This is a genomic window from Nonomuraea sp. AD125B, from assembly GCF_041402765.1.
GTDB classification, from domain to species: domain Bacteria; phylum Actinomycetota; class Actinomycetes; order Streptosporangiales; family Streptosporangiaceae; genus Nonomuraea; species Nonomuraea bangladeshensis.
On sequence record NZ_JBGLOU010000007.1, the window covers coordinates 161,562 to 187,420 of the forward strand.

The 25,859-nt window shown below is 72.1% G+C and carries 25 protein-coding genes; 13 read left to right on the forward strand and 12 right to left on the reverse strand.

The genetic code is table 11. The features are described 5' to 3' along the window. Positions 1-50: 50 nt before the first annotated feature. Positions 51-2,132 carry a right-handed parallel beta-helix repeat-containing protein gene (locus tag ACBR40_RS20110; protein WP_371249710.1) on the forward strand — a complete coding sequence of 694 codons (2,082 nt, stop codon included), beginning with the start codon at positions 51-53 and terminating at the stop codon, positions 2,130-2,132. Between the two features lie 201 nt (positions 2,133-2,333). Here ACBR40_RS20110 and ACBR40_RS20115 read toward each other — a convergent pair whose 3' ends face one another. Continuing rightward, positions 2,334-3,314, reverse strand: a complete 981-nt coding sequence (locus tag ACBR40_RS20115; RefSeq protein ID WP_371249711.1) for a hypothetical protein — start codon at positions 3,312-3,314, stop codon at positions 2,334-2,336. 82 nt (positions 3,315-3,396) lie between these two features. After that, complete coding sequence (locus tag ACBR40_RS20120) at positions 3,397-3,819, reverse strand: anti-sigma regulatory factor (protein WP_344211401.1); 423 nt, start codon at positions 3,817-3,819, stop codon at positions 3,397-3,399. Between the two features lie 165 nt (positions 3,820-3,984). Here ACBR40_RS20120 and ACBR40_RS20125 point away from each other — a divergent pair, with 165 nt between their 5' ends. The 4 genes from ACBR40_RS20125 (at position 3,985) to ACBR40_RS20140 (ending at position 7,649) form a co-directional block, all read left to right on the forward strand. After that, positions 3,985-5,193 (forward strand): PP2C family protein-serine/threonine phosphatase, encoded by a 1,209-nt coding sequence (locus ACBR40_RS20125; protein WP_371249712.1) that lies wholly within the window; start codon positions 3,985-3,987, stop codon positions 5,191-5,193. A gap of 29 nt (positions 5,194-5,222) precedes the next feature. Beyond that, positions 5,223-5,765, forward strand: a complete 543-nt coding sequence (locus tag ACBR40_RS20130) for a MarR family transcriptional regulator (protein ID WP_364455503.1) — start codon at positions 5,223-5,225, stop codon at positions 5,763-5,765. Continuing rightward, positions 5,765-7,027 (forward strand): hypothetical protein, encoded by a 1,263-nt coding sequence (locus ACBR40_RS20135; RefSeq protein ID WP_371249713.1) that lies wholly within the window; start codon positions 5,765-5,767, stop codon positions 7,025-7,027. The genes ACBR40_RS20130 and ACBR40_RS20135 overlap by 1 nt, the downstream gene beginning before the upstream one ends. Positions 7,028-7,118: 91 nt before the next feature. Continuing rightward, positions 7,119-7,649: a hypothetical protein gene (locus ACBR40_RS20140; RefSeq protein ID WP_371249714.1), complete on the forward strand. Its 531-nt coding sequence runs from the start codon at positions 7,119-7,121 to the stop codon at positions 7,647-7,649. A 7-nt stretch (positions 7,650-7,656) separates the two neighbouring features. Here ACBR40_RS20140 and ACBR40_RS20145 read toward each other — a convergent pair whose 3' ends face one another. The 6 genes from ACBR40_RS20145 to ACBR40_RS20170 all read right to left on the reverse strand — a co-directional run bounded on the left by ACBR40_RS20145 (position 7,657) and on the right by ACBR40_RS20170 (position 11,636). Beyond that, positions 7,657-8,061 (reverse strand): hypothetical protein, encoded by a 405-nt coding sequence (locus ACBR40_RS20145; RefSeq protein ID WP_371249715.1) that lies wholly within the window; start codon positions 8,059-8,061, stop codon positions 7,657-7,659. Positions 8,062-8,148: 87 nt separating this feature from the next. After that, positions 8,149-8,613, reverse strand: a complete 465-nt coding sequence (locus tag ACBR40_RS20150; protein WP_371249716.1) for a PPOX class F420-dependent oxidoreductase — start codon at positions 8,611-8,613, stop codon at positions 8,149-8,151. Positions 8,614-8,651: 38 nt separating this feature from the next. Continuing rightward, positions 8,652-9,431, reverse strand: coding sequence for a MauE/DoxX family redox-associated membrane protein (locus ACBR40_RS20155; RefSeq protein WP_371249717.1), 780 nt, complete (start codon positions 9,429-9,431; stop codon positions 8,652-8,654). 7 nt (positions 9,432-9,438) lie between these two features. After that, positions 9,439-10,038, reverse strand: coding sequence for a cell wall protein (locus ACBR40_RS20160; protein ID WP_344211385.1), 600 nt, complete (start codon positions 10,036-10,038; stop codon positions 9,439-9,441). Positions 10,039-10,049: 11 nt separating this feature from the next. Then, positions 10,050-10,496 carry a hypothetical protein gene (locus tag ACBR40_RS20165; RefSeq protein ID WP_344211383.1) on the reverse strand — a complete coding sequence of 149 codons (447 nt, stop codon included), beginning with the start codon at positions 10,494-10,496 and terminating at the stop codon, positions 10,050-10,052. A gap of 204 nt (positions 10,497-10,700) precedes the next feature. Then, on the reverse strand, positions 10,701-11,636 hold the full coding sequence (locus ACBR40_RS20170; RefSeq protein ID WP_371249718.1) for a hypothetical protein: 936 nt from the start codon (positions 11,634-11,636) through the stop codon (positions 10,701-10,703). Positions 11,637-11,825: 189 nt separating this feature from the next. Between ACBR40_RS20170 and ACBR40_RS20175 the strand changes: the two genes are divergently transcribed. After that, positions 11,826-12,530, forward strand: a complete 705-nt coding sequence (locus ACBR40_RS20175; RefSeq protein WP_371249719.1) for a ThuA domain-containing protein — start codon at positions 11,826-11,828, stop codon at positions 12,528-12,530. Then, positions 12,515-13,600 carry a Gfo/Idh/MocA family oxidoreductase gene (locus ACBR40_RS20180; RefSeq protein WP_344211377.1) on the forward strand — a complete coding sequence of 362 codons (1,086 nt, stop codon included), beginning with the start codon at positions 12,515-12,517 and terminating at the stop codon, positions 13,598-13,600. The genes ACBR40_RS20175 and ACBR40_RS20180 overlap by 16 nt, the downstream gene beginning before the upstream one ends. Positions 13,601-13,636: 36 nt before the next feature. Here the strand turns inward: ACBR40_RS20180 and ACBR40_RS20185 are convergent, their stop codons facing one another. From ACBR40_RS20185 to ACBR40_RS20195, 3 genes are read right to left on the reverse strand one after another with little or no spacing between them, the layout of a single operon-like run. Next, positions 13,637-13,948 carry a hypothetical protein gene (locus ACBR40_RS20185; protein ID WP_344211375.1) on the reverse strand — a complete coding sequence of 104 codons (312 nt, stop codon included), beginning with the start codon at positions 13,946-13,948 and terminating at the stop codon, positions 13,637-13,639. A gap of 1 nt (position 13,949) precedes the next feature. Continuing rightward, positions 13,950-14,303, reverse strand: a complete 354-nt coding sequence (locus tag ACBR40_RS20190; protein WP_344211373.1) for a PRC-barrel domain-containing protein — start codon at positions 14,301-14,303, stop codon at positions 13,950-13,952. Positions 14,304-14,320: 17 nt separating this feature from the next. Further along, on the reverse strand, positions 14,321-14,758 hold the full coding sequence (locus tag ACBR40_RS20195; RefSeq protein WP_371249720.1) for a DUF1772 domain-containing protein: 438 nt from the start codon (positions 14,756-14,758) through the stop codon (positions 14,321-14,323). Between the two features lie 145 nt (positions 14,759-14,903). On the opposite strand from ACBR40_RS20195, the gene ACBR40_RS20200 reads away from it, so the two are divergent. Continuing rightward, positions 14,904-17,426, forward strand: a complete 2,523-nt coding sequence (locus tag ACBR40_RS20200; protein ID WP_371249721.1) for a polysaccharide lyase family 8 super-sandwich domain-containing protein — start codon at positions 14,904-14,906, stop codon at positions 17,424-17,426. 10 nt (positions 17,427-17,436) lie between these two features. Here ACBR40_RS20200 and ACBR40_RS20205 read toward each other — a convergent pair whose 3' ends face one another. Then, entirely contained in the window at positions 17,437-17,655 is a 219-nt protein-coding gene (locus ACBR40_RS20205) for a hypothetical protein (protein ID WP_344211367.1), read from the reverse strand. A 361-nt stretch (positions 17,656-18,016) separates the two neighbouring features. Between ACBR40_RS20205 and ACBR40_RS20210 the strand changes: the two genes are divergently transcribed. The 5 genes from ACBR40_RS20210 to ACBR40_RS20230 all read left to right on the forward strand — a co-directional run bounded on the left by ACBR40_RS20210 (position 18,017) and on the right by ACBR40_RS20230 (position 25,851). Next, positions 18,017-19,336: a cellulose binding domain-containing protein gene (locus ACBR40_RS20210; protein ID WP_371249722.1), complete on the forward strand. Its 1,320-nt coding sequence runs from the start codon at positions 18,017-18,019 to the stop codon at positions 19,334-19,336. Positions 19,337-19,664: 328 nt separating this feature from the next. Continuing rightward, on the forward strand, positions 19,665-20,720 hold the full coding sequence (locus ACBR40_RS20215; RefSeq protein WP_371249723.1) for a ketoacyl-ACP synthase III family protein: 1,056 nt from the start codon (positions 19,665-19,667) through the stop codon (positions 20,718-20,720). Next, the gene (locus ACBR40_RS20220) at positions 20,717-20,983 is read left to right on the forward strand and encodes a phosphopantetheine-binding protein (RefSeq protein ID WP_344211361.1); all 267 of its coding nucleotides are present in this window, start codon (positions 20,717-20,719) and stop codon (positions 20,981-20,983) included. The genes ACBR40_RS20215 and ACBR40_RS20220 overlap by 4 nt, the downstream gene beginning before the upstream one ends. 27 nt (positions 20,984-21,010) lie before the next feature. Next, positions 21,011-22,054, forward strand: a complete 1,044-nt coding sequence (locus ACBR40_RS20225; RefSeq protein ID WP_371249724.1) for a ketoacyl-ACP synthase III family protein — start codon at positions 21,011-21,013, stop codon at positions 22,052-22,054. Positions 22,055-22,083: 29 nt separating this feature from the next. Further along, a complete protein-coding gene (locus tag ACBR40_RS20230; protein ID WP_371249725.1) occupies positions 22,084-25,851 on the forward strand; it encodes a type I polyketide synthase in 3,768 nt (1,255 codons plus the stop codon). Positions 25,852-25,859: the final 8 nt, after the last annotated feature.

A 25,859-nucleotide genomic window follows, 5' to 3' on the forward strand; every position in this document is an offset into this window, starting at 1 on the left:
CTTGGGCGCTACTCTTCGCAGGCACCATCACCGACAGAACAGGTCAAATCATGCGACATTCTGTTGTCATCGGCGTCTTAACGGCCGTGGTCGCCATCGCCAACCTCTGCGTCGGGCAGGCAGCCAACGCCGCAGCCCCGGCGGCGGCGGGGCAGGCGGCCGGTGGCTGGTACGCCGAGCTGCCGGACAGCCTGCGAGTCTGCGACAACGCCCCGTGGCGGGGCGGGCCGTCCAGCGCGCCGTCGGGCGCCATCGTGGTTCCGGCCGGCAACAACAAGGGCTTCGACTTCGGCCAGACCGGCAAGACCTACTGGTTCGCCCCGGGCATCCATGATCTCGGCGAGGGCGAGTACAGCCAGATCTTCCCTGGCAGCGACAGCGTCTACATCGGGGCTCCGGGCGCCGTCCTGGACGGCAAGAACACCAATCGGTACGCCTTCTCCGGTGACGCCTCCAACGTGCGCATCGCCTACCTGGAGATCCGCAACTTCGGCCGCGGCAAGGACAACAACGACGAAGGCGTCATCAACCACGACGCCGGCAGCGGCTGGGTGATGGAGTATCTCTACGCGCACCACAACGACGGCGCGGCGGTGTTCCTGGGGAACGCCAACACGATCCGCCACAGCTGCCTGAAGGACAACGGTCAGTACGGCCTCAGCGCGTACAGGAAGCAGGTCGAGGGCGACTGGGCGATCAAGGACCTCGTCGTGCACAACAACGAGATCGCCGGCAACAACCAGGACGACTGGGAGGCCGAGATCGAAGGGTGCGGCTGCACCGGCGGCGCGAAGTTCTGGGACGTCAAGGGCGCCAAGGTCACGGAGAACTACGTACACGACAACCTGAGCATCGGACTCTGGGCCGACACCAACAACGTCGACTTCCTCTTCGACCGCAACTGGATCGAGCACAACGAGAGCATCGGCCTCTGGTACGAGATCAGCTACAACGCCACCATCACCCGCAACACCTTCAGGCGGAACGGCTGGGTCAGCGGCAACGAGAACCTGGGCTCACCGGCGCCGGCGATCTACATCTCGGAGTCGGGCGGCGACGCGCGGCTCGCCCACGGCACGAGCGGCAGCTCGGACCTCACCATCAACGACAACTACTTCGAGGACAACTTCTCCGGCATCACGGTCTTCGAGAACGCCAATCGGTTCTGCAACTCGAACGGCAACACCAGCAAGTCGTACTGCACGCCGTTCGTCAGCCCCACGGTGATCCCGAAGCCGCACGACGACGACTACCTCGACCCCATCAACGCCACCCATCCCTGCTACACGTCCATCAAGAACGAGCCTTACCGCACTGACTGCCGCTGGCACTCGCGCAACGTCAAGGTGTTTGGCAACGAGTTCCGGTTCGAGAAGGCGAACGTGCCCTGCGCCGGGACTTACTGCGGCGTGCAGGCCCTGTACGCCCAAGGGGACGACAATCTGCCGTGGATGCCGTACACGGTCGCGGAGATCCAGCAGAACGTCATGCTCACCGGCGGCAACAGCTTCCACGACAACACGTATGTCGGTGATTGGAAGTTCGTGAAGGGGTGGGGCGAGGCGATCTCCTGGAACGCCTGGCGGTCCGCCCCCTACAACCAGGAGGCGGGCAGCACGCTCAACGGCGTGACCGAGCCGCCCGCCTCGTCCAACGCCCTCGACGCCGACACCGCGACGCTCGAAGGGTCGGTCGGGCAGTGGGCCGCCTGGTACGGCAGCTCCGTGCAGAGAGCCGCCGGCGCGGCCCACGGCGGTGCCTACGGGCTGCGGATCGACGTCACCGAGGGCGGTGGATGGGGGGTGCAGCTCGCGAACTGGCCCGGGTTCGCCGCCACGCCGGGCGTCAAGCAGGTCAGCGTGTGGGCCAGGCAGGGTACTTCCGGGATTTCCACCGCGACGCTCGGCGTGCTGTGGCGCGATGCCGACCAGCAGCTTCTGCGGACCGATCAGGTTCCGCTCGGTGGTCTGAGCGCGGACTGGCAGGAGTTCACGGGGCAGCTCACCGCGCCTGCGGGGACTGCCTCGGTCTCGCTGGAGGTGAGGAGCGCCGCCGGTGGTGCTGGTGACGTGCTCCACCTCGATGACATCGTGGTGGCCGATCAGCGGTCAGTGTCTGCGCCGCGAGCCTGACGTTCCGGTCGGCTGGAGGGCGGCCGCTTCGGGTGGTGCCGGGAGTGGCCGCTCTCGCGCGAGCGGGGCTGGGAGCGAGCTGGGGGAGGGCCGGCCCCCGTCGAGCGCAGCTGGGGCCCGGTCAGGGTGCGGCGATTAGGGCCTGGTCGGAGCAGGGTCAGGGCTTGGTTGGAGCAGGGTCAGAGTCTGGTCGGAGCACGGTCAGGGGGCGGGAGTGGTCGTGCTGAGCGTCCAGCGGTGGGCTAGCAGGAGCCTGCGGACGCCGTACGCGCCGAGCGGGGTGAGCTGGACGGGCGGGCTGTTCATGATCACGTCGAGGGCGTGGCGGGGGATCCGGCGTAGGAAGTGAGCGGCGGCTTGGGCGCGGTCGGGCGAGGCGTCGTCGTGGCGCCAGAAGAGCGTCACCAGATCGCCGACCCCGGCGTCGATTTCGGCGTCGGTCCCGGACATGGCGTCGGTCCCGGCGTTGGCTCCGGTTCCGGTCCCGGACATGGCGTCGGTCCCGGCCCTGGTCCCGGCGTCAGCCCCGGCCCAGGTCCCGGTCCCGGTCCCGGGACCGGAACCGGGCGCTGGGGGGTTGGCGGGGGCGGTTACTCCGGCGGTGGCCCAGACACTCATCGCCGTGCGTACGCCGGCGAACAGCGCACCGGACGGGTCGTGTGGTCCCGTGAGGTCGTGGGTGGCGGCGGCGATGGGCAGGGCGGGGAGCAGCATGGGGAACGGGCGTTCGGCCAGGTGGACCGCCATGAGGTGGGCGGTCAGGGGGAGGATCGCCTCCAGGGGCGACTGGAGGGAGTAGTAGCGGCCGTCCTTCTGCTCGGCCTCCACCCGATCCCGCAGCGAGCCGGCGAGCAGCCGGGCCCACACCTCCAGTTGGGCCTGCTCGGCGGTCGCGGCGGCCGCGAGCCGTGCCCGGGCGGCGGACTTGTGTTCAGGGGAGGCGCGGCGTACCAGCAGGGAGTCCTCGGCCTGGGCGGCGAGTTCGGGGAGGGGCGCGAGCGTGTGCGGCGGCAGCGCCGGACGTTCGTCGTCGAGCGGTGTGAGCCAGGGGAACAGGCCCGCGAACACCAGGTCGAACCGCCGCGCCGCCCGTGGCAGGCCCGGCCCGGCTGCAACCTCGTACACCGCCGCCGCCTCGTACACGGCCGCCACCTCGTACACCGCTGCCGCCTCGTACACCATGGACGGATCATGCACCGCGGCGGCGAGGACGCGCGCGGCCCGCGTACGAAGGTGAGCAGATCCGCTATGGAGTGAGGATCTTTCACGTCCAGCGGGTGATCACGACCGTCGTTCCGCGGCCCGGCGCGCTCGCCAGGCGGAACTCGTCCACCAGCCGCTTCGCCCCGCCAAGCCCAAGGCCGAGCCCGTGGCCCGTGGAGTAGCCGTCGACCAGCGCGACGTCCGGGTCGGGGATGCCGGGGCCCTCGTCGGAGATCGTCAGCCGGAGCCCGGCCCGGGGCGGCGGCTGCAGGTGCTCGATCAGCAGGCTGCCCCCGCCGCCGTGGACGTAGCAGTTGCGTACCAGTTCGCTGGCCGCCGTGATGAGCTTGGTCTGCGCGATGAGCCCGAACCCGGCCTCCAGGGACGCGGCGCGTACCGCGTGCCGGGCGGTGAGCAGGTCACGTTCGGTGCGGATGGGCAGCGAGCGGGTCGCCGCGGGCTCCGCGGGCTCACTGTCACCCAACCCGGATCCTTCCCGTGACCGTCCGGTTAGTTGTCGCGTGGCAAATATATAGGATCGTCACTCCGGTCGCAGGTTCGGGCCTGGATGAACGTAACCTCAGAGTTATTTGCTATCGTGCAAATTTATCGGTGGCGCGCGGAACGCGCCTGGAGAAGAGGACATGCGTTGGGCAGCATTTCCGAGGGCGTTCACGCGGTGCGACAGGCCATGCAGGCCGCTCCGCCCTATGCCGTAGCCGAGGCGCTGCGCGACGCGGTGACTCTGCACTTCGCCGTCGAGCGCGTCGAGGTGCTCCTCGCCGACCCGGCGTTGGTCACGCTCCGTCCCGTTCTCGAAGAGTACGCACCCGGCGCACGTGGTCTGGCCATCGACGGCACGCCCGCCGGCCGCACGTTCGCCTCGCAGACGCCGCAGCGCGAAGGCGCCCTGCTGCACCTGCCCGTCAGCGCGTGCGGCGAGCGCGTCGGCGTCCTCAGCCTGAGCTTCGGCACGCCGCCCGGCACGGAGGCCGTCGAGGACCTCCAGGAGATCGCCACCGCGCTCGGCCACATCCTGTGTGACGCCTACCGCATCACCGACCGTTACCACCGCGTACGCCGCGCCGCCCGCCTCACCCTCGCCGCCGAGATGCAGTGGGCGCTGCTGCCCGGCTGCGGCCACCAGGGCGACGGCTACCGCCTGGCCGGCCAGCTCGAACCCGCGTACGCCGTCTACGGCGACAACTTCGACTGGGCCTGCGGCCCGCGCGGCCTCATCCTGTCGGTCACCGACGGTATGGGCGCCGGGGTCGAGGCCGCGATGCTCACCACGCTCACCATCACCGCGCTGCGCAACGCCCGCCGCTCGGGCGCGGGCCTGGAGGAGCAGGCGGGCCTCGCCGACGAGGCCATCTACAGCCAGTACGGCGGCCGCCTCCACGTCTCCACCCTGCTGATGAGCTTCGACGCCGAGACCGGCGAGGCCGCGCTGGTGGACGCCGGCTCGCCGCGGCTGCTGCTCATGCGCGGCGGCCAGGTCCGCCACATCGAGCTGGAGCAGCAGCTCCCGCTCGGCATGTTCGGCAACACCGCCTACACCGAGCAGCACCTGCGGCTGGAGCCCGGCGACCGGCTGATCGTGGCCAGCGACGGCGTCTACTCCTCGCGCTCCCAGGGCGGTACGGAGTTCGGCGGCTCGTCCCTGGAGTCTCTGATCAAGTCCACGCGCATGCAGCCGGCCGATGAGGCGGTCCGCACGATGATCAGGGGACTGCTGGACTTCCGGCGGGGCATGGAAGTGCTGGATGATGCGGTCGTGGTATGTCTCGACTGGACACCGGACCCCAAGCCGGGGTCGAAGCCATCCGGGCCGCATCCCGGGCGAGAACGACCATGACCGGCATCACCTCACTGAGTGGATAGCGTGTGATTGACGAGCCTGTTCCACCCGTTGAAGCGTTCGACTCCTTCGTCGGCCACCTGCCACCGACCGAATGGGCCCTCATCGAGAGGGAGGCGGCGGCCCTGGTCGCGGTCTGGGGCCGCTCACGTCAGGCGTTCGTCACGAAGGTGTCCTCCATCCAGCTCCAGGCCATGCTGACCATCGAGAAGCACGAGACGATCAACCTGGGCCGCCTGGCCACGGCGCTCGGGGCGGTGCCCTCGTCCGCGAGCCGCCTCTGCGACCGGCTGGAGGCGGCCGGGCTCGTCCGGCGCTCCCACGACGAGGAGGACCGGCGCGAGCTGACGCTCTCCCTCACCCCCTCCGGCCGCGCCCTCATCGAGGAGCTGCAGCAACTGCGGCGGGACGACCTCGCCCGGGTGCTCAGCGAGATGCCGCCCGCCGGGCGGATCGCGCTGCTGCGCGGGCTGCAGGCGTTCGCGGAGGCGGCCGACCGGGTCACGGCGCGCGAGACGCCCGAGGAGGACGAAGACTGGATCCAGATCGCCGCCCGCCTTCTCGCCTGATGAGGGCCGTAGCGTCGCTGCTGGTCGCGGCGAGCTTGCTGGTGGCGGTGGGATGCGCGGCGGGGCAGGGGGCGAGTGGTTCTCCGTCGCCCGCGCCGACACCCCTGCCCACGGAGACGGTCACGCCCACGCGTACGGCCCCGTCCGAAGGGGCTCCGACGCCGGGCCCGGTGGTCACCCCCCCCGCCTCCCCCGGCGGCTGGCGTTACGCGTACGTCAGCGACCAGCCCGGCTCCCGCCTCACCGGCGTCACCGCCGCCGGCCCCCGGGAGGCGTGGGCCGCCGGCTCCGAAGGTGACCGGCTCCTGCTGCTCCACCACGACGGCACCGCCTGGCGCAAGGCCGATCCGCCGCCCGGGGCGGCCGCGGTGCCCGAGGGCGCGGACGTCCGGATCGCCGCCTCCGGCCCGGACGACGTCTGGCTGCTGCTCCCCGAGCTCGGGGTCGACGACCAGGTCCAGGCGCTGACGGCCGTACGCTGGGACGGCTCCGCCTGGCATCGGGTCCCCGGGCGCATCGACTCCCCGTACGTCGCCGGCTTCGCGGTGCTCGGGCCCGCCGACGCCTGGGCCGTCTACGGCTCCGACCGCCGGGAGGCCGCCCACTGGGACGGCCGGTCCTGGACGAAGGTGCCGCTCCCCGCGTACGCGTCGGCCCTCGGCGGCTCCGGCTCCACCGGGCTGTGGGCCGTCGGCTTCCGATCCTCCGGGCCGGGCGTCACCGAGAGCGAGATGGACCAGCCCGCGGCCATGCGCTGGGACGGGCGCTCCTGGCGGCTGGTGCCCACTCCGACGTACGCCTTCGCCCGGCCCAAGCCGCCCGAGGGCAGCGCCACGCTGGACGGCGTGCTCGTGCTGGGCGAGGACGACGTGTGGGCGATCGGCGTGCACACCTTCAACCACGGCGAGGTGGAGGACGAGCCGGCCGATCCGCCGCCGATCCTCCTGCACTGGGACGGCCGGAGCTGGAGCAGGCAGAACGCCCCCGGCGACAGCCACTACTGCTGCCCACGCCTGGCCGCCGGTCCCTCCGGCGGGGTCCTCGTCGTGACCGGCAGCCCGCGCCTGCGCGACACCTGGCGGGTGGCGGCGCCCGGCGGGTCCGCGGTCCCGCTGCCGCGCCTGCCGGCGATCCCCGGGCTGAAGCGTTCACAGTTCTTCAAGGTCGAGGGGGCGGCCCGGTCGGGCACGACCTGGGCGGCCGGCACGCTGTCGGCGGACGGCGGCTTCTGGAGCCGCGCCGCCATCGCCGAGCTGCCCTGAATCGCCCTGCCGCCCTGAATCGCCGAGCTGCCCTGAATCGCCCTGCCGCCCTGAATCGCCGAGCTGCCCTGAATATGATCAAATTCCGGGAATGGACCGAGCCCGGCAACTGGTAGGGGAGACGCTCCTCTACGGCTTCGCCTTCCTCCTGCTGACCGGCGCCTACCTCGCGTACTTCTACACGCCGAGCGGGCAGCTGGTGCCGTACGCGGGCGCGTACGAGCCGCTGCGCGGAACGATGATGACGGCCGCGTACGAGTCGATCCTGACAATGAGCTTCGAGGAGCCCCGCGCGCTGTTCGCGCGGGCGTTCCACACCAGGGTGATGATGGTGCTCGCGGTGGGCGCCGTGCTCTGGGCGCTGCTCGGCCGCGTCAGGTACGCCCTGGCGGTGCTCGGCCTGATCGCGGTCGCCGGGGCGGCAGGATACGGCGCCGCCGACGAGGTCGTCCTGGTGCGGCTGCCCATCCCCGTCTGGTACGGCCTGCACCTGGCGGCGGCCCTGGCGGTGCTCGTGACGCTGGTGGTGTCCTCGCGCCGCGAGGCCGCCAGGCAGCCGCGTACGCTCGCCTTCACGGCGCTCGCCGCAGGTCTCGCCCTGCTGGCGGTCTACGTGCTCTGAAGCGGGGTCAGCCCTGCTTGAGGACGGGCTTCCACTTGGAGCACTCGCCCGTGGGACGGGAGGCGGTGCCGCGGCAGACCTGCATGCGGATCTGCAGCACGTTGCGGTAGTCCTTCTTGAACGAGCCCACGCCCGGCCGGCAGTTGTAGAAGCCGTACGACTTCCAGCGGCCGTTGCGCGCGTCCTGCGCCTTCAGCACCGCCCACGCGCAGCCCTTGCCGCGCGTGTCCTCCAGCTTGCCCTCCACGAGGTAGCCGAACTGGTGGAGGTAGACCTTCCCCCACGAGCCGGCCATGCCGTCGGCGGAGTAGACGGGCCCCCACTTCCAGACGGCCGGCGTGGCCGAGGCGGGCGCGGCGGCCCCGGCCAGGGGCAGGACGGCGGCGGCGAACAGGACGAGCAGACGACGCATGAGGGGTCTCCGTGATCGGGCAAAGAACTTCACCCCACTACAGATAGGCCCTGGTACTTGCGATCGGCTTGAAGACCAGTGGTCCGCTCAAGGAGCGAGCCGGGCGGGGAAACCGCCGGTGGCGATCGGCCCCCAGCGGTCGATGTGGATACGGATCAGCGACTTGTCCTGGCGGCGCATCGCCTCGCGGTACTCGTCCCAGTCGGGGTGCTCGCCGGCGATGCACCGGTAGTACTCGACCAGCCCGTCCAGCGCCTCGGGCATGTCGAGCACCTCGGCGCGGCCGTCCACCTGCACCCAGGGGCCGTTCCAGTCGTCGGACAGCACGCAGATGGACACGCGCTCGTCCCGCTTGGCGTTGCGGGTCTTGGCGCGCTCGGGATAGGTGGACACCACGATCCGCCCGTCGGCGTCCACGCCGCAGGTGACCGGCGAGAGCTGCGGGCGGCCGTCGGCGCGGACGGTCGAGAGCAGGCCGTGGTGCCGGGTGCGGAGGAAGTCGAGGAGCTCGGGCCGGTCGACCCGGCGCGCGGTGGCGATGTTCGGAGCCATGTGCAGGTGCCTTTCGGATCGTACGTGATCCGATCCTTTCACTGGGCGAGCGCCGCCTCGTCGACCAGGGCGACCCGGACGGCGCGCGGGTCGTCGCCGGACAGCGGCACCGCGAAGACCGCCGTGCTCGGGCCCGCCCCGTAGACCACGAACCTGGTCCCGTCCTCGTCCCAGGTCTCGCGTACGTCGGAGGTGAGCCGCGCCGACGCCGAGCAGTACGCGGGGCTGCGGCGCAGCAGGTGCAGCGAGGTCTCCAGGGGCACGTCCCCGGAGGGGGCAGGGACGGCGAGCGGCGGGCGGAGGCGGACCCGGAGGCGGCGCAGCGGGACGAGCCAGTGCCGGTCCAGCTCGGAGGAGAGGGCGAGCAGCACCACGACCTCCAGCACGGCCAGGGGCACCAGCGGCGGCTGCGCGGCCGGCGCGGTCGTCGCCAGGAGCCCGGCGGCGAGCAGCAGCCCGGCGCGGGCGAAGGACCGTACGTCCACGGGCTTGGCGTGGTCGCCCAGGCAGCCGCAGGACGCGGCCGGCGCGGCCACGCGGGCGTAGCCGAGGTAGCCGAGGAAGCCCGCCGCCAGCAGCGCGGCGGCCGCGCCGTCCAGGGGGTGGAGCGGCGGGACGAGCAGTGCGGCGGCCACGGCGAGCTCGGCCAGCCCGACGAGGCGGAGCGCAGGGACCGCGCGCGCCGCGCCGACGAGCCCGGCCAGGGCGCTCCGCCCGGCCTGGGCCCGCATCCGCCTGCCGAACAGCTTCATCAGCCCGGCCCAGAGGAGGAAGAGGGCGATCACGTACGGCTGCGACGCGGCGATCCCGTTCATCATGCTTCTCCTAGTGGGGGGAGAACACGGTGGCGATGTCGACCTCGTTGGTGTCCGGCCGCCAGGCGCCCAGGATCTGTACGTGCTGGGCGACCTTCAGCAGGGACAGGTCCGCCGTGGGCGGCGACTCGGAATGGATGGCGACCGACTTGCCGGGCACGACGTGGCACAGCACCTCGTGCCCGTTGTGGTCCAGGCGGAGGGTCTGGTCCTTGATGTCGGTGATGTGGCCCTTGATGTTGACGATGTTGAGCCACACCGCCTCGGCGGCCAGCATCCCGTCGGGCATGCGGACGCCGCGCGCGTACAGGCCGTCGCCCGGCCTGGCCTGGTCGAAGCCGACCGGTCCGAGCTTCCACAGGCTGGTGCCGTCCACGACGCGGATGGTGTGGAAGACCATGTTCGAGCCGAGGACGAGGAGCGTGTTGTCCTTGATCGAGCGGATCCTGCCCTCGGCGAAGTTCGGGTCGAGAGCGCCGGGCTCCACGCCGGGGGCGGCGGTGGTGGCGAAGGCGGCCTCGGGGCCGAGCGAGCCGAGCGCGGTCGCGGCCACGACGCCGGCGCCGCCGCCGAGCACGGCGGACTTGAGCACATCCCGTCTGCTGCGCATGTCCGTCCCCCTCACGCCGTCGAGATCTCGGCCGGTCGCAGGCCCGCGGACAGGCTGGCGATCGCGCTGAAGGCGGCCGGGGTGAGGTCGATCAGCCGGTTGCTCGCGCAGGTCGCGCCGCAGCAGCTCCGCTCGCCGCAGAACAGGTCGGTCTGCGGGCCGCAGTCGGCGATGGAGGTGACGACGCTCGTACCGGTGCAGAGGGCGGTGGTGCGGTGCCGGTAGCCGCAGGTGCGGCGGGACAGGCTGACTCCGCAGGAGTCGGGGCGGGTGATGGCCCAGCAGGCGTCGGAGGTGTTGGGCCAGGCGTGCTGGAGGCTGCCGGAGTTGCAGGTTCCGCAGGCTCCCTTGCCGGTGCTGCTGCATGGTCCCCAGGAATTGCCGCAGCAGAACCAGGAGACCTCTCCTTGGACGGGGCCGAGTAAGTCGGCGGGCGGGCCGGACGTGGTACGCGCCATGCGCGTCTCCCTTCGGGTGAGCTCCGGGGGGTCTCGACGGATCGAGGGATTGAAGCTTTCCGACTCGATCTATGAGTACCATGTAAGGATTTTTCGTCAATGCCTGACTTGTGGCCGGAGTCGCCAGAGAGGGAGGAGGGGGGTGACGTCCCGGGCGGTGACCAGGGACGCGGGGGTGCTGCCCGGGAACGGACGCGCGGCGGGTCAGGAAGCCGGCGTCGGCGTTTCCGTGGGGGTTTCGGTCGGGGTGTCGGTGGGGGTGTCGGTGGGTGTCTCGGTCGGCGTCTCGGTCGGGGTCGCCGTCGGGGTCTCGGTCGGGTTCTCGGGCAGAGTGACGGTCGGGGTGGGGGCCGGCGTGGGGCACTCGGCGGGCTTACGCCACGACGGCGCCGGGGCCCACCACTGCCGGAGCTGGCCCCAGCCCTTCCACGAGCGCTTGACCGGCCGCGACAGGTCGTAGACGTAGAGGGCGGTGCCGCCGTCCGTGGCCTCCTGAGCGGCGCCGCCGTCCGTGCCGTCCGCGGGGGCCGCAGGGGCCGCAGGGGTCGCGGGGGTCTCAGGGGTCGTGGGAGTCGCCGGGGTAGTGGGGGCCGCCGGGGTCGTGGGGGCCGCCGGAGTGGGGGTGGCCGGGGTCGTGGCGGCCGGGGAGAGCGCGGTGACCGACACCCAGTCGTCCTGCTTGACCGCGCTGTTCCCGCGGCGGCCCGCGATCGTCCGGGTGTCCTCGCCGATCGTGTACGTCCGCTCGAAGCCGTCCTGGCTGCGTACCGTGATGGAGTCCTCGGCGACGGCGGTCGCCCGGCCCGTCTGGGCGGAGAGCGTCACCGAGCCGCAGCCGTCCTTCGTGGGCACCGCGAACTCGCCGTGCATCGCTCCGACGAAGCCCCAGGGGCTGAGCGGCGCGAGTTCGGGAACAGGGGCATCGGTGGGGGTCTCGGTGGGGGCGTCGGTGACGGTGACCGTCTCCGTGGGGGTCGGGGTCAGGGTCTCGGTCGGGGTCGCGGTGGGCGACGGTTCGGCAGGCGTGGCGCCCGCCGCCGCCGTGGCCACGCCGGCTCCGCCCGCCGCCATTAACACGGCGGTGGCGGCGACGAACACCGGTCGCCGGATCCGGCTGTCGCGAGGTTGATGGGCCTGCATAGGCGTTACCTTTCGTGTCATTCGCCGACATTCAACTCATGAGAACCCCGCCCGACTAAGGCATCCGTAAGCTGCCGCCCCTCGTGCCGCGCCGTGGGGTCCTGCCCGGAAAGCGCTGCCCACTTCCGTGTTGCTTATGCCGGGATGCGACGATCGGATCGTTCGACCCATTCGGCGATAGGCGAAAGCATGGCAAGTGACCAGGGCCGCAGGGCTCTCGTGGTCCGGGGCGGCTGGGAAGGGCACGCCCCCGTGGAGGCCACGGAGCTCTTCATCCCCTTCCTGGAGAAGAACGGGTTCGAGGTGCGGAGGGCGGACTCGCCCGCGCCGTACGCGGACGCGTCGTACATGTCCGGCGTCGACCTCATCGTGCAGTGCTACACGATGGGAACCATCCAGCCCGACGAGCTGAAGGGCCTGGAGGCCGCCATCCGCGCCGGCACCGGCATGGCGGGATGGCACGGCGGCATCGCCGACTCCTACCGCAACTCCTCCGACTACCTGCACCTCATCGGCGGCCAGTTCGCCTGCCACCCCGGCAAGCACCCCGACGAGCGGGAGGGCACGCAGGCCGACAACTTCGTCCCCTACACGGTGAACCTGCTGCCCGAGGCCGCCGAGCACCCCATCACGGCGGGCCTCACCGACTTCGACCTCGTCACCGAGCAGTACTGGGTGCTCACCGACGACTACATCGACGTGCTCGCCACGACCACCCAGAAGGTCCGCTCCTGGGACCCGTGGCACCGCGAGGTGACCTCGCCCGCGCTCTGGACCCGCCGCTGGGGCGAGGGCCGCATCTTCGTCACCACCCCCGGCCACAGCCTGGACGTCCTCCAGCACGACACCGTACGCACGATCATCGAGAGGGGCATGTTGTGGGCCAGCCGCTGAACGTCGGCGTCGTGGGCTGCGGCGCGATCTCGGCCCAATATCTCAGCACCATCGACCGCCTGCCGGGGCTCCGTCTCGCGGCCGTCGCCGATCTCGACCCCGGCCGGGCCGCGGAGGCGGTCGCCGCCTGGCCCGGCACCCCCGTCCTGTCCGTCGCGGACCTGCTGGCCGACCCCGGCGTGGACGTGGTGCTCAACCTCACGATCCCGGCCGCCCACGCCGAGGTCGCGCTCCAGGCGATCGCGGCCGGCAAGGACGTCTACGGCGAGAAGCCGTTGGCGGCCAACTCCGCCGACGCGGCGAGGGTGCTGCAGGCGGCAGAGGCGGCCGGCGTACGGGTCGGCTGCGCGCCCGACACCGTGCTCGGCACCGGTACGCAGACCGCCCGCAAGGCCGTGGACGACGGCCTCATCGGCCGCCCGGTCGCCGCCACCGCCACGATGGTCACCGCCGGCCACGAGCGCTGGCACCCCAACCCCGACTTCTACTACGTCCCCGGCGGCGGCCCCCTCCTCGACATGGGGCCGTACTACGTCACCAGCCTGGTGACGCTCCTCGGCCCGGTCACCTCCGTGATCGGGGCGGCCTCCCGCCTGCGCGGCAAGCGCACGATCGGCTCAGGGCCGCGGCGCGGCGAGGAGATCCCGGTGTCCGTGGACACGCACGTCACCGGCGTGCTGGTGCACGAGTCGGGCGCGCTGTCCACGCTCGTCATGAGCTTCGACGCGCCGGCCACCAAGGCGCCGAACATCGAGGTGCACGGCGAGCGCGGCTCGCTGGTCGTCCCGGACCCGAACCACTTCGACGGCGTCGTCCAGCTCTCCGCCGTGGGCGAGGGGGGTTGGCGCGATCTGCCGGACTCGGCCGGTTATGTGGCGGCGGGCCGCGGCGTCGGGCTGGCCGACCTCGCCGCCACCCCGGCGGGCGAGGAGCCGCGGGCGAGCGGGACGCTGGCCTTCCACGTCCTCGACGTCATGGAGTCGCTGCTGGCCTCGGCCGGTTCGGGGGCCGCGGTCACGGTGGCCAGCACCTGCGAGCGGCCGTCGCCGGTGCCCCTGCTGACCTTCTGAGAACCGGTGCCCCTGCTGCCCCTCTGAGAACCCGGATCATGGGCGCGGCGAGGTCCGCGTCCATGATCCGCTCCATCCGCGGTGCGAGCGCCGCCCCGACGCCGCCACGCACTTGCGGCACACTTCGCTGATCTCCTCGGCCGCGCCGCCGGACTCCGGGAAAACCTCGGGCCAGCGGACGTGGTGGAAGCGCAGCAGCCGGGCCCGGCTCAGCTGCAGGCCGCACAGGGTCTGGTTCGTGCCGGGCTGCCAGGCGTGCGCCTCGCCCGCGGGCATGCGCACGCCGTCGTCGTCGCGCCACTGCCCGGAGGCCGCGACGGAGGGCTCGCCCCGTCTGCGTCCCGGCATGTCACCTCGAATCGGGGAAGCCGGCGTAGTAGCCGCCGACCTCGTCGTGGTAGCGGGTGTCCCGGTAGGTCTTCTCGTCGAACTCCGGGGCCTTCTTGATCTCTTCCTTGGTCCGCCCGACATGGATCGTGCGGGCGTCCTCGTCGATGTGCTCCACCGCCCCCGCGGGGATGAGCACCTTCTTGCCGAAGATCCACGGGCCGGTGTGCACGACCACGTAGCTCTCTCCGACCGCGTTGTTCGCCTCGTCCACCGTGCCGATCTTGCCGTCGGTCGCGTCCACCTCGAAGCCGACGAGGTCGAGCGACTCGCGTAGCCCCAGCTCAGGACGGTACTGCCACAGATTTTCGAGCATGTCCGCCCCCTACCCCGTCACAGCGCGCCAATCGCGGCCCCGACCAGCGCCAGGCTCACCGTGGAGCTGGCCGCCCGCACCGTGTTCCACGCCGTCCACCTGCGCGAATAGTCCTTCCACCGCATCGTGCCCGCGTCGAGCGCGTTGTTCATCGGGACGTTCACCGCCACGGTGACGAGGAACGAGCCGGCGAAGCCGACCCCGGCCGCCCCGAGGAACCACCCGGCCGCCGCGCCGCCCGCGAGCAGCCCGGCCACGAGCGCGGCCACCGGCGAGCCCAGGAACACCAGGAACAGCCACGGGTTGAGGATCTTGCGGTTGACGCTCCGCATCGCCGCCTCGGCCTGCGCGGGCTCGATCGCGTTCAGACCGGGCATGACGGACATCGAGAAGGCGTAGAAGAGACCGGCGAGCAGCCCGTGCAGGACGAGCGTGAGCAGGGCGAGAATCAGCATGTCCCCATCGTGGCGGCGGGCGGGTGAGACGGTCCATGCACAGGACGCTCACTCCCATAAGCGACGCTCTCCTCGGGTCCTGTGCGGGCTGAAAGAGATCATGTAAGGTGAGCGCGGCCCGTCCCCCAACGGCCTGGAGCCCGCCGTGCCGCAGCCTTCCCGCCGCCAGGTTCTCTCCCTGCTCCCCGCCGCCGGCCTGCTGGCCGTGGCCGGCCCGCTGCGCGCCGCCGCCGAGGCGGGCGGGTTCGACCACGCGCGGCTGATCGCCAACACCGTCGCCATGCTCGCCGGGACCCCCGAGGTCAACGCCAGGCCGGAGGTCGCCGCCAAGCTCGCCGCCGTGCTCGCCACCGCCAGGCAGCGGCTCGCCGCGATGGACCGGGCGGGCGAGGGCGAGCTGTTCGCCGGCCTCGCGCTCGGCTCCGACGACGTCAACCTGCGCCTCGCCTTCCAGTACCTGTACGAGATCGCGCTCGCCACCCGCGTCCCCGGCGGGGAGCTCGCGGACGACGCCGCCGCCCAGCGCCGGGCCGCCGACGGCCTGCTGTGGCTGCACGAGCGCTACTACGGCGACCAGGCGAAGGGCTACTACGGCAACTGGCACACGTGGGAGATCGGCATCCCCACCCACGTCACCAGGACGCTCGCGCTGCTGGCCGACCGGCTGCGCGCGGAGCGGCCCGAGCTCACCGCCACCTACGTGGCCTCGATGGACGCCTACCTCCGCAACGGCAGGAACGGCGACGTCGACCTCGACTCGCGCTTCCACACCGGCGCGAACCTGGCCGACATCACCGCCAACCGCATCCTCCAGGGCGCGGTGTCCGGCGACGACGCCCGCGTGGCCAAGGCCGTCGCCGACCAGTCCACGGTCTTCGCCACCGTCGACCCGTACGCGCTCCAGCACGGCGTCACCGACGGCTACTACCGCGACGGCTCCTTCATCCAGCACGGCTCGGTGGCCTACACCGGCTCCTACGGCCGCGCCCTGCTCACGCGCGTCGTGCAGACGCTCAAGACGCTGGACGGCGCGACCGCGGCGGCCGGCACAAGCGACCTGCCGGGCGTCGTCTACCGCTGGGTCGCCGACGGCTTCGCCCCGCTCATCTTCGAGGGCTGGATGATGGAGATCGTCAAGGGGCGGGCGGTCTCGCGCACCGGCACCGGCTACGCCGACGTCGGCGTGGTCGTGGAGGCCGTCGCCGACCTGGCCGACCACGTGCCGGCCGAGCAGGCGCTCGCGCTGAAGAAGTACGTCAAGCACCTGCCGGCCGCCGACACCGCCGCCTTCGTCTCGCCGGTCAGCATCGCCCGCTACGCCGCGATCCGGGCCGACGCCTCGATCGAGGCCGCCGACCTCAACCCGCCCGAGCGCAGCGTCGCCTTCAACGCGATGGACCGCACCGTGCACCGCCGCCCCGGCTACGCCTTCGCCCTCGCGCGCAGCTCCGAGCGGATCAGCAAGTACGAGTACATGAGCGGCGAGAACCTCATGCCCTGGTTCCAGGGCGACGGCGCCCACTACCTCTACCTGGCGGGGGAGGACCAGCGGGCGGTGTTCGGCGTGGACTACTTCACGACGGTCTCGCCGTACCGGCTGGCCGGGGTGACCGCGCCGGCCGAGGAGCGCCGCACGGTCCCCGAGCTGTACGGCGGCCGTCTCTGGTACGACAACCCGGACCATCCGCTGAACTTCACCGCGTCCTCGGAGTCCCAGAACGCCTACGTGTACTTCCCGGTCGCAGGGAACGCCTTCTCGGGCGGCGCGACGCTCGGCGCGTACGGCATCGCCGGGATGGTCCAGTCCGACGACGCCGCCTGGGCCGCCAAGCAGGCGGGCCTGCTGCCCGACGACTTCGTCGCCTACCGCAACGCCCGCGCCACCAAGTCGTGGTTCCTGCTCGACGACGAGATCGTGGTGCTGGCCGCGGACGTCTCCGGCCAGTCGGGGCGGGCCGCGGTGACCACGGTGGACAGCCGCATCGCCGCCCCCGCCGACGCGGTGGCGCTCACCGGCGAGACCTGGACCGGCTCGCCGTGGCGGCCGGGGGCGACGGGCGAGCCGCGCTGGCTCCGCTACGCCAACGCCACCCGTGGCACCGCCGTCGGCTACGCCTTCCTCAGCCGCCAGCCGGTCAGCGCCGTCCTGGAGACGGTGACCCGCAGCCGCCGCGTCGTCCGCACGTCCAACCCGGACACTCCGGTCACGAAGAACGTCTTCACCGCCTCCGTCACCCATCCGGCGTCCGGCGCGCTGCCCGCCCTCGCCTACGCCCTGGTCCCGAACGCCACCGAGGCCCGCCTGCGCGCCTACGCGAGAGGGCCGCTGACCGTGCTGGCCAACGACCGGCACGTGCAGGCGATCGAGCACGAGGGGCTGGGCCTGATCGCCGCGAACGTCTTCACCGCGGGTCCGCGCCACGCCGGCCGCCTGCGCGTGGACGGCCCGGCCGCGGTCATCGTGCGGACGTCAGGGTCCCGGGTGAGCGTCGCCGTCGCGGACCCGACGACCAGGCGCGACCGCGTGAGCTTCCTGCTGCGCGGCCCCTCGCTGCGGCTCGACCGCGCCGACGAGGGGGTGACGGTCCGCCGCGTGCCCGGCGGCACGCTCGTCGAGGCCGTGACCCGCCGCACCTACGGCCGCACGCTCACCGCCACCCTGCGCTGACCGGAGAGGGTCAGGAGTAGAGGAAGTAGTAGGAGTACGCCGCCTTCCACTCGCAGCGCCACTCGTCCCACCAGCCCTGGCTCTCGCCGTAGGCGCCGACGCGCTGGCATTCCGCGGACGTGCGGTAGATACCGGCCAGCCTTTCCGCGTTCGCCGGCGCGGCGCCGAGCGTCAACGACAATCCCGCGGCCAGAAGGACCGGGAAGAGAACCGCACGAACCTTTCGCATGAATCCTCCTGCGATGGGGCGGATCAACGGAGCGGATCATTACATTGGCAGTCATCGCGGCTGAGATCAACACCGGGAGCCCGAAACTTTCCACCCGCCTTTTCGTGAGGGCGGCGCATGTTTCACCGGTGATTCCCGGACGTTTCCGGACGGGCTTTGACCACCGTCACATCCCTGGCATATCGTCGCCTCGCCCTGATCGATCGCGAGCCCGATCGATGACGAGGGCGAATCCGCACGGGGGCGTGTGTTGTTCTCACCTGCGCGACGGCTGACGCGCCGATCGCGGCTGCCCCGGCACGGGTGAGAGCCGGACGGCCACCTGCCAAGCGGCGATCATCCGAAACACCGGAGGCGCACCATGCAAGTTCGTTCCCGCCCGGCCGCGATCGTCGGCATGGTCATGACCATGCTGGCCGGCCTCGCAGTGTCGCTCGTCCTTCCGCCCCCGGCCCAGGCCGACCAGGTGATCAGCAACATCGCGTACGCGCCCGCGCAACCGGCCGGCTCCAAAGGTCACCTGCTCGACCTCTACCTGCCGTCAGGCGGCACCGCCCCCCGGCCGCTGATCATCTGGCACAGCGGCTCGGCCTGGTCGAGCGACGACGGCAAGACCGGCGCGGCCGCCATCGCCGCCGTGTTCAACCCCCTGGGGTTCGCGGTGGCCGGCGTCAGCGTCAGGTCCAGCGCCCAGGCGGTCTTCCCCGCCCAGGTGCACGACGTCAAGGCCGCCATCCGCTGGCTGCGCGCCAACGCCGCCACCTACCAGCTCGACCCCAACCGTTTCGCCATGATGGGCACCTCCTCGGGCGGCTGGCTGACGGAGATGGCCACGCTGACCGGCGGCGTCGCATCCTTGGAGGGCACCGTCGGCACGACCGGCGTCTCCAGCGCCGTGCAGACGGGGCTCGCCTTCTTCAGCCCGACCGACTTCCTGCAGATGAACGCCCAGAACCTGCCCACCGGCGGGCTGGACCACAACTCCCCGGCCTCGCCGGAGTCGATGCTGATCGGCTGCCCCATCCAGACCTGCCCCGCCCAGGTGGCCCTCGCCAACCCGGTCAACTACGTCGACGCGAACGACCCGCCGCTGCTGTTCCTGCACGGCCAGGCGGACTTCCTGGTGCCGCACGGGCAGAGCGTCCTGCTCTACAACAAGATCAAGGCGAGCTGCGGCCAGGGCCAGTTCATCTCGGTACCGGGCGCGGACCACGGCATCGACTTCGTCATGGACCCCGCCCACTACGGCTCCCAGACCACCTACACCACCGCCAACTGCTCCAGCACCACCACGGCCGGCGCCCCCAACCCCACCTGGGAGACCTTCGCGAACCACATCCGCGGCGGGCTCAAGATGGGCACCGCCTGCAAGGTCGCCTACGCGCCCACCACCTGGGACGGCGCCTTCTCGGCCACCGTCACCGTCACCAACACCGGCACGACGCCCGTCGACCGCTGGGCCGTGACCTGGACGTGGCCGGGCAACCAGCAGGTCACGGACGCCTGGAACGCCACCGTGACGCAGGCGGGCGCCCAGGCGACCGCGCGCGACGCCGGCCACAACGCCTATATCGGTCCGGGCTCCGCCCAGAGTTTCGGTCTCAACGGCACCTTCAGCGGGACGAACGCCAAACCGGCCGAGTTCAGGCTGAACGGCGTGGTCTGCACCCCGGCGACCTGAGCGCCGATAATTTCGGAAAGGCGCTCTGGAACCGTCCAAAGGATGAACCGCAGCTCGCCGGGAAATACGGCATTTCCCAAATCCGCCACGTTCCGCTGGATTCCGGTTACGGAAGGAAATCATCCAGATCGCGGACAGTTATATTGATTTTCCCGGCGAGCTGCCCCTATCCTTTCGCTCTCGTGAGGGCCGATCAAAGAGCGGACCGAAATATTTCGGCGGCCGGCGGCCCATCCCGCGTTATCGCCTGACCCGTTTACGGAAAGCTTCGCCGGCGTCCCCTTGAGACGCCGTTCTTCGTGGTGCCCGTCGATCAGTTAGGGGACGTGTGCGTACATCTGACATGTTCGTCCGGAGCCTCGGCGTCTTCGTGCCGGGCAGCGTGAGCGTCGAGCAGGCGGTCGAGGAGGGGCTGTACCCACCCGACGAGGCCGAGCGTTTCGGACAGCTCGGCGCGGCGGTCGCCGGCGACATGCCCGCCCCCGAGATGGCGCGCCGCGCGGTCCTCGACGCGTACGAGCGCTGGAACGAGTCATCGCCCAAGGACCTCGACCTGCTGCTCTACCCGTCGGTCTGGCACCAGGGCCCGAACGGCTGGCAGCCCCAGCACTACCTGCAGATGCACCTCCTCGGCGGCGCCGTCCCCGCGTACGAGATCCGCAGCGGCTGCGTCGGCATGATCAGCTCGCTGGAGCTGGCCGCGAGCTACCTGCGGGCCGACCCCGGCAGGGAGACCGCGCTGGTGGTCTCGGCCGACAACCACGGGACGCCGCTGGTGGACCGCTGGCGGATGACGCCCGGCGCGCTGATCGGCGACGCCGCCTGCGCGCTCGTCCTCGGCAAGGACTACGGCATGGCCGAGCTCCTCGCGGTGAACGCGACCACGATCCCCGAGGCCGACGCGGTCAACGACGGCGCCTATCCGCTGTTCCCGCCGGACGCCACCGTCGGGCGGGGGCTGAGCTTCGGCGACCGGCACGAGGAGTTCCGCCAGCGGCTGCTCAAGGACCGGGGAACCGGGATCCACCTGACCATCCAGAAGACGATGATGCAGCAGGTCGAGCAGACCCTGGACGAGGCCGGCATCGAGCTGTCCGACATCACGAAGGTGGCCTTCCCGCACGGCCGCCGCGAGGACCTGGACGGGCAGATGTCCTGGCTCGGCATCGACCTCGACCAGACGACCTGGGACTACGGCCGGCGCGTCGGGCACTGCGGCGCGGTCGACCAGTTCATCGCCTTCGAGCACCTGCTGGCGACCGGCGGGCTCGTGCCCGGCGACCATCTGCTCATGGTCGGGTTCGGCTCGGGGACGTCCGTGGCCGCGGCCGTGTTCCGCGTGCTCGCCCCCGCCCCCGTGACCAAGGAAGGGGCGCGCGCGTGACCGCCGACCGGCTCAGCGACCGCCTGGTGGCGTTCGTCCAGGAGAACCTGGTGCCCGACGACGTCGAGCTGGAGGTCGACGAGACGACCCCGCTGCTGCTGTCGGGGCTGCTCGACTCCCTGCGTACGGCGCGGCTGCTGAACTTCATCCGGCGCGAGCTCGGCGTCCCCGTCCCGGCCGCCAAGCTCGACCCCGACAACTTCAAGGACGTCGCGACCATCGTCGCGCTGATCAGGGAACTCGAGTCGGCGAAGATCGGCTAGCCGTCCCGAGCGAACGAGGGCAGAGTCATGCAGTGGACGGACACCTACATCAGCGGCGTGGGCGCCTTCGTCCCCCGCACGATCGTCAGCGTCGAGAAGGCCGTGCAGAAGGGCTGGTACCCGGCCGACGAGGCCGAGCTGCACAACCTGGCCGGGGCGGCCGTCGCCGGTGACCTGCCGGCCCCCGAGATGGCCCTGCACGCGGCGCGCAGCGCGCTGAAGCGCAGCGGCCGCGCACCGGCCGACCTCGACCTCCTGCTGTACGCCTCCACCTGGCACCAGGGCCCGGACGGCTGGCCGCCGCACTCCTACCTGCAACGCCACCTGGTCGGCGGCGACGTGCTCGCCACCGAGATCAGGCAGGGCTGCAACGGCATGTTCCTCGCCCTGGACCTCGCCGCGAGCCACCTCGCCGCCGCGCCGGGCCGGCAGGCCGCGCTGCTGGTGGCCGCCGACAACTACGGCACCCCGCTGATGGACCGGTGGCGGATGGGCCCCGGCTACATCGGCGGCGACGCCGCCAGCGCGCTCGTCCTCACCAAGGAGGAGGGTTTCGCCCGCCTCGCGTCCGTCTGCACGGTCACCGTGCCCGAGGCCGAGGAGCTGCACCGGGGCACCGAGCCGCTGTTCCCGCCCGGCGTCACCGTCGGCCGCCGGATGAGCTTCGAGACGCGGAACCAGCAGTTCCGGCAGCAGGTCATGCCCAAGGGCGAGAGCACGGCGGCGCTGTTCAAGATCCAGCGGGCGCTGATGGAGGTCGTCGAGCGCACGCTGGCCGAGAGCGGCGTCGAGGCCCGCGACCTCGCCAGGGTGGCCTTCATGAACTACTCCGAGGAGATCGTCGAACAGCGCTGCATGGCCGCGCTGGACCTGCCGATGTCCCGTTCCACCTGGGACTACGGCCGCACCATCGGCCACTGCGGCGCCAGCGACCAGGTCCTCGCCCTCGACCGGCTGCTCCTGACCGGGGAGCTGGGCCCCGGCGACCACCTGCTGATGCTCGGCACCGGACCGGGCGTCACCGTCTCCAGCGCCGTGATCCAGATCCTCGGCAAGCCCTCATGGTCCTGATCCGCAGTCAGCGAAGGGAAAAGAACGCGATGGCCGACAGTCCGAGCGGGGTCCAGGCCGAACCGGTGGCGGTCATCGGGATCGGCTGCCGCTTCCCCGGCGACGCCGGCTCACCGGACGAGTTCTGGGACCTGCTGTGCGCCGGCCGCAACACCACCGCCCCGCTGCCCGCCGAGCGCTGGCGCCCGTACGAGGACCGCGGGCCCGAGCACGCCGCCGCGCTGCGGGACGCCGTACGGCACGGCAGTTTCCTGCGCGACATCGAGGGCTTCGACGCGGAGTTCTTCGGCCTGTCGCCGCGCGAGGCCGAGCTGATGGACCCGCAGCAGCGCATCCTCATGGAGACCGCGTGGGAGGCGCTGGAGCACGCCGGCCTGCCGCCGCACGAGCTGGCCGGCACCGACGCCGGGGTGTTCGTCGGCGTCTGCACCGCCGACTACGGCGGCATGCTGCTGGAGGACGTGCCCCGGATCGAGGCGTGGACCGGGATCGGCGCCGCCGGCTGCGCCGTCGCCAACCGCGTCTCCTACTCGCTCGACCTGCGCGGGCCCAGCATGGCCGTGGACACCGCGTGCTCGGCGTCGCTGGTCGCGCTCCACCTGGCCGCGCAGAGCCTGCGGCTCGGCGAGAGCGACGTCGCCCTCGCCGGCGGGGTGAACCTGCTGGTGACGCCGGGGCAGACCGTGACGCTCGGCGCGGCCGGAGCGCTGGCCCCCGACGGGCGGTCGAAGTCGTTCGACGCCGCGGCCGACGGCTACGGGCGCGGCGAGGGCTGCGGCGTGGTCGTGCTCAAGAGGCTCTCCGACGCGCGGCGCGACGGGGACCGCATCCTCGCGCTGGTCATCGGCAGCGCCGTGAACCAGGACGGGCACACCAACGGCATCATGGCCCCGTGCGGGGAGGCCCAGGAGCACGTCATGCGCCGGGCGTGCCGGCAGGCGGGCGTCGCGCCGGGCACGCTCGACTACATCGAGGCGCACGGCACCGGCACCCGGCTCGGCGACCCGCAGGAGGCGGAGGCGCTGAGCGCCGTCTACGGCGCGGGACGCACCGCCGACGACCCGTGCCTCATCGGCTCGGTCAAGTCCAACATCGGCCACCTCGAAGGGGCCGCGGGCATCGCCGGCGTCATCAAGGCGGTGCTCGCCCTCGACCGCGGGGAGATCCCCCCGAGCGTGCTGGCCACCCCGAACCCGGCCATCCCGTGGGAGACCTCGGGACTCCAGATCGTGACGAAGCGGTCGGTCTGGCCCGACCGCGGCCACCCCAGCCGGGCCGGCGTCTCCAGCTTCGGCTACGGCGGCACGGTCGCGCACATCGTGCTCGAACAGGCGCCGCCGGCCTCCGAGACGCCGCGCGGAGAGGGGACGGGGCTGCGCGTGTTCCCGCTGTCGGCCGCGTCGGGGACCGCCCTGCGGCAGTACGCCGGCACGCTGGCCGACCGGCTCAACGGCGACGGGCTCGACCTGGCTTCAGTGGGGCATACGCTGGCGCGGCGCCGTACCCACCTGGGCCGCCGGGCCGTGGTGCTCGCGGCCGACCGGCACGAGCTGGCGGACGGGCTGCGCAGGCTCTCCTGGGACCTGCCGGCCGAGGCCGTGCTCACCGGGGACGTGCTGCCCGAGCCGGGCCCGGGGCCGGTGTGGGTGTTCGCCGGGCAGGGCTGCCAGTGGCGCGGCATGGGACGGGAGCTGCTGGCCACGGAGCCGGAGTTCGCGGCCCTGGTGGACGAGGTCGAGCCGATCTTCGCCGAGGAGATCGGCTTCTCCCCCCGCAAGGTGCTGGCCGAGGGCGAGCTGGACGGGATCGACCGCGTCCAGACCATGATCTTCGTGATGCAGCTCGGCCTGGCCAGGCTCTGGACCGCGCACGGCGTGACCCCGGCGGCCGTCATCGGCCACTCCGTCGGCGAGATCGCGGCGGCGGTGACCGCCGGCGCGATGAGCGTCGCCGACGGCGCGCGGCTGATCTGCCGCCGCTCCCTGCTGCTGCGCCGGGCCGAGGGCAAGGGGGCCATGGCCATGGTGGGGCTGTCGTTCGAGGAGGCGGCCGAGCGGCTGGCCGGGCGGAGCGACCTGGTGGCCGCCATCGCCTCCGCGCCCGGCTCGACCGTGCTGTCCGGCGACGTCGCGGCGGTCGAGGAGGTGGTGCAGGAGTGGCCGGCCGAGGGCATCATGGTCCGCCGGGTCGACTCGGACGTCGCCTTCCACAGCCCGCAGATGGAGCCGCTGGCCGCCGAGCTGGCCGAGGTCACCGCCGGCCTGCCCTTCGGCGCGCCCCGCATCCCGATGTACACGACCGCGCTGGTCGATCCCCGGTCCACGCCCGTGCTCGACTCCGCGTACTGGGCGGCGAACCTGCGCGACCCGGTGCGCCTGGCCGCGGCCGCGACGGCCGCCGCCGAGGACGGCTACCGCGCGTTCCTGGAGATCTCCCCGCACCCCGTGGTCGCGCACTCCCTGACCGAGACGCTGGCGGAGACCGGTTACGAGGACGTGTTCGTCGGCATCTCGCTGCGCAGGAACCAGCCGGAACGCGCGGCCTTCCTCACCGCCGTGGGCAGCGCGCACTGCGCCGGCGTCGAGGTGGACTGGAGCCGGCTGCAGCCTGACGGCGGCCTCGCCCCGCTGCCGCCGTACGCCTGGCAGCGCCGTCGCCACTGGCGCGATCCCGCCGCCGGGTCCGCCGAGAACCGCGGCCACGACGTGGGCTCCCACACCCTGCTCGGCGCGGGGACGAGCCTCGCGGGCAGCCAGGCCAGGATGTGGCGGACCGTACTGGAGGACGCCAACCGGCCCTACCCCGGCAGCCACGCCGTCGGCGGGGTCGAGATCGTGCCCGCCGCCGTGCTGGTCAACACGTTCCTGGACGCGGCCGGCGAGCTGCCCGTGCTCACCGACGTGGAGATGACGCACCCGCTGATGACCTCGGGACGGCGGCAGGTCCAGGTCGTGCACGAGCCGCCCGCGATCAGGCTCGCCTCGCGCACGCCCGCAGGGCCCGGCGAGCCGGAGCCGAACTGGCTGGTCCACGTCACGGCGTCCGTCGGCGGCCCCGCCCCTGCGCTCTCCGGGACCCTGCCGGACGCGGCCGGTCTCGCCCCGATCGACCCCGGGTACGTCCATCAGCGGCTGGCCGCCGTCGGCGTCCCTTCCACGGGCTTCGACTGGACGATCGGCACGCTGCTGAGCGGTGACGGGGTGCTGCGGGCGACCGTACGGACGGCCGCTGGGTCCACCTGGGCGGCGGCGATGGACGCGGTGATGTCCGTCGCCCCGTGCGTGTTCCCCGGCGACCCGGTGCTGCGCATGGTCGTGCACATCGACGAGGTGGTGCTGACCGGCGCGCCGCCGGAGACCGTGATCATCGAGGCCGCCGTCGATCCGGCGGGCGAGGACACCGTGCGGGCGCTGGTCGCCGACGCCGACGGCCGCGTGGTGGGACGGCTGTCCGGGCTCCGCTACCCGGTGATCGACGCGCCCGCGGCGGCCGAGGACGAGCTGGGGGAGACCGTCGAGTCGTTCGCCGGCCTGTCCGCCGAGGACCTGCGCGAGCGCGTCCAGGCCGAGGTCCGCGCGGAGATCGCGGCCGTGATGCGGCTCGGCCAGGAGGACCTGGCGGTCCGCCGCCCGCTGGTGGAGCAGGGGCTGGACTCGGTGATGACGGTCATGGTCAGGCGGCGTCTGGAGCAGCGCTTCGGCCGCCGGCTGCCCGCGACCCTCCTGTGGCAGCAGCCCACGATCGCGGCCATCGCCGAGCACCTGGCGGAGCTCCTCGCCACCCCGCCGGGGGGCTAACATCACGG

Coding starts and splice junctions, on each gene's coding strand:
- ACBR40_RS20150 (WP_371249716.1), bottom strand. CDS start 8,613: ATGGCTCCGAACATCGCCACCGCGCGCCGGGTCGACCGGCCCGAGCTC.
- ACBR40_RS20195 (WP_371249720.1), bottom strand. CDS start 14,758: ATGCTGATTCTCGCCCTGCTCACGCTCGTCCTGCACGGGCTGCTCGCC.
- ACBR40_RS20135 (WP_371249713.1), top strand. CDS start 5,765: ATGAGGGCCGTAGCGTCGCTGCTGGTCGCGGCGAGCTTGCTGGTGGCG.
- ACBR40_RS20115 (WP_371249711.1), bottom strand. CDS start 3,314: ATGGTGTACGAGGCGGCAGCGGTGTACGAGGTGGCGGCCGTGTACGAG.
- ACBR40_RS20155 (WP_371249717.1), bottom strand. CDS start 9,431: ATGATGAACGGGATCGCCGCGTCGCAGCCGTACGTGATCGCCCTCTTC.
- ACBR40_RS20185 (WP_344211375.1), bottom strand. CDS start 13,948: ATGCCGGGACGCAGACGGGGCGAGCCCTCCGTCGCGGCCTCCGGGCAG.
- ACBR40_RS20210 (WP_371249722.1), top strand. CDS start 18,017: ATGCAAGTTCGTTCCCGCCCGGCCGCGATCGTCGGCATGGTCATGACC.
- ACBR40_RS20160 (WP_344211385.1), bottom strand. CDS start 10,038: ATGCGCAGCAGACGGGATGTGCTCAAGTCCGCCGTGCTCGGCGGCGGC.
- ACBR40_RS20230 (WP_371249725.1), top strand. CDS start 22,084: ATGGCCGACAGTCCGAGCGGGGTCCAGGCCGAACCGGTGGCGGTCATC.
- ACBR40_RS20145 (WP_371249715.1), bottom strand. CDS start 8,061: ATGCGTCGTCTGCTCGTCCTGTTCGCCGCCGCCGTCCTGCCCCTGGCC.
- ACBR40_RS20225 (WP_371249724.1), top strand. CDS start 21,011: ATGCAGTGGACGGACACCTACATCAGCGGCGTGGGCGCCTTCGTCCCC.
- ACBR40_RS20170 (WP_371249718.1), bottom strand. CDS start 11,636: ATGCAGGCCCATCAACCTCGCGACAGCCGGATCCGGCGACCGGTGTTC.
- ACBR40_RS20205 (WP_344211367.1), bottom strand. CDS start 17,655: ATGCGAAAGGTTCGTGCGGTTCTCTTCCCGGTCCTTCTGGCCGCGGGA.
- ACBR40_RS20190 (WP_344211373.1), bottom strand. CDS start 14,303: ATGCTCGAAAATCTGTGGCAGTACCGTCCTGAGCTGGGGCTACGCGAG.
- ACBR40_RS20140 (WP_371249714.1), top strand. CDS start 7,119: ATGGACCGAGCCCGGCAACTGGTAGGGGAGACGCTCCTCTACGGCTTC.
- ACBR40_RS20165 (WP_344211383.1), bottom strand. CDS start 10,496: ATGGCGCGTACCACGTCCGGCCCGCCCGCCGACTTACTCGGCCCCGTC.
- ACBR40_RS20175 (WP_371249719.1), top strand. CDS start 11,826: ATGGCAAGTGACCAGGGCCGCAGGGCTCTCGTGGTCCGGGGCGGCTGG.
- ACBR40_RS20110 (WP_371249710.1), top strand. CDS start 51: ATGCGACATTCTGTTGTCATCGGCGTCTTAACGGCCGTGGTCGCCATC.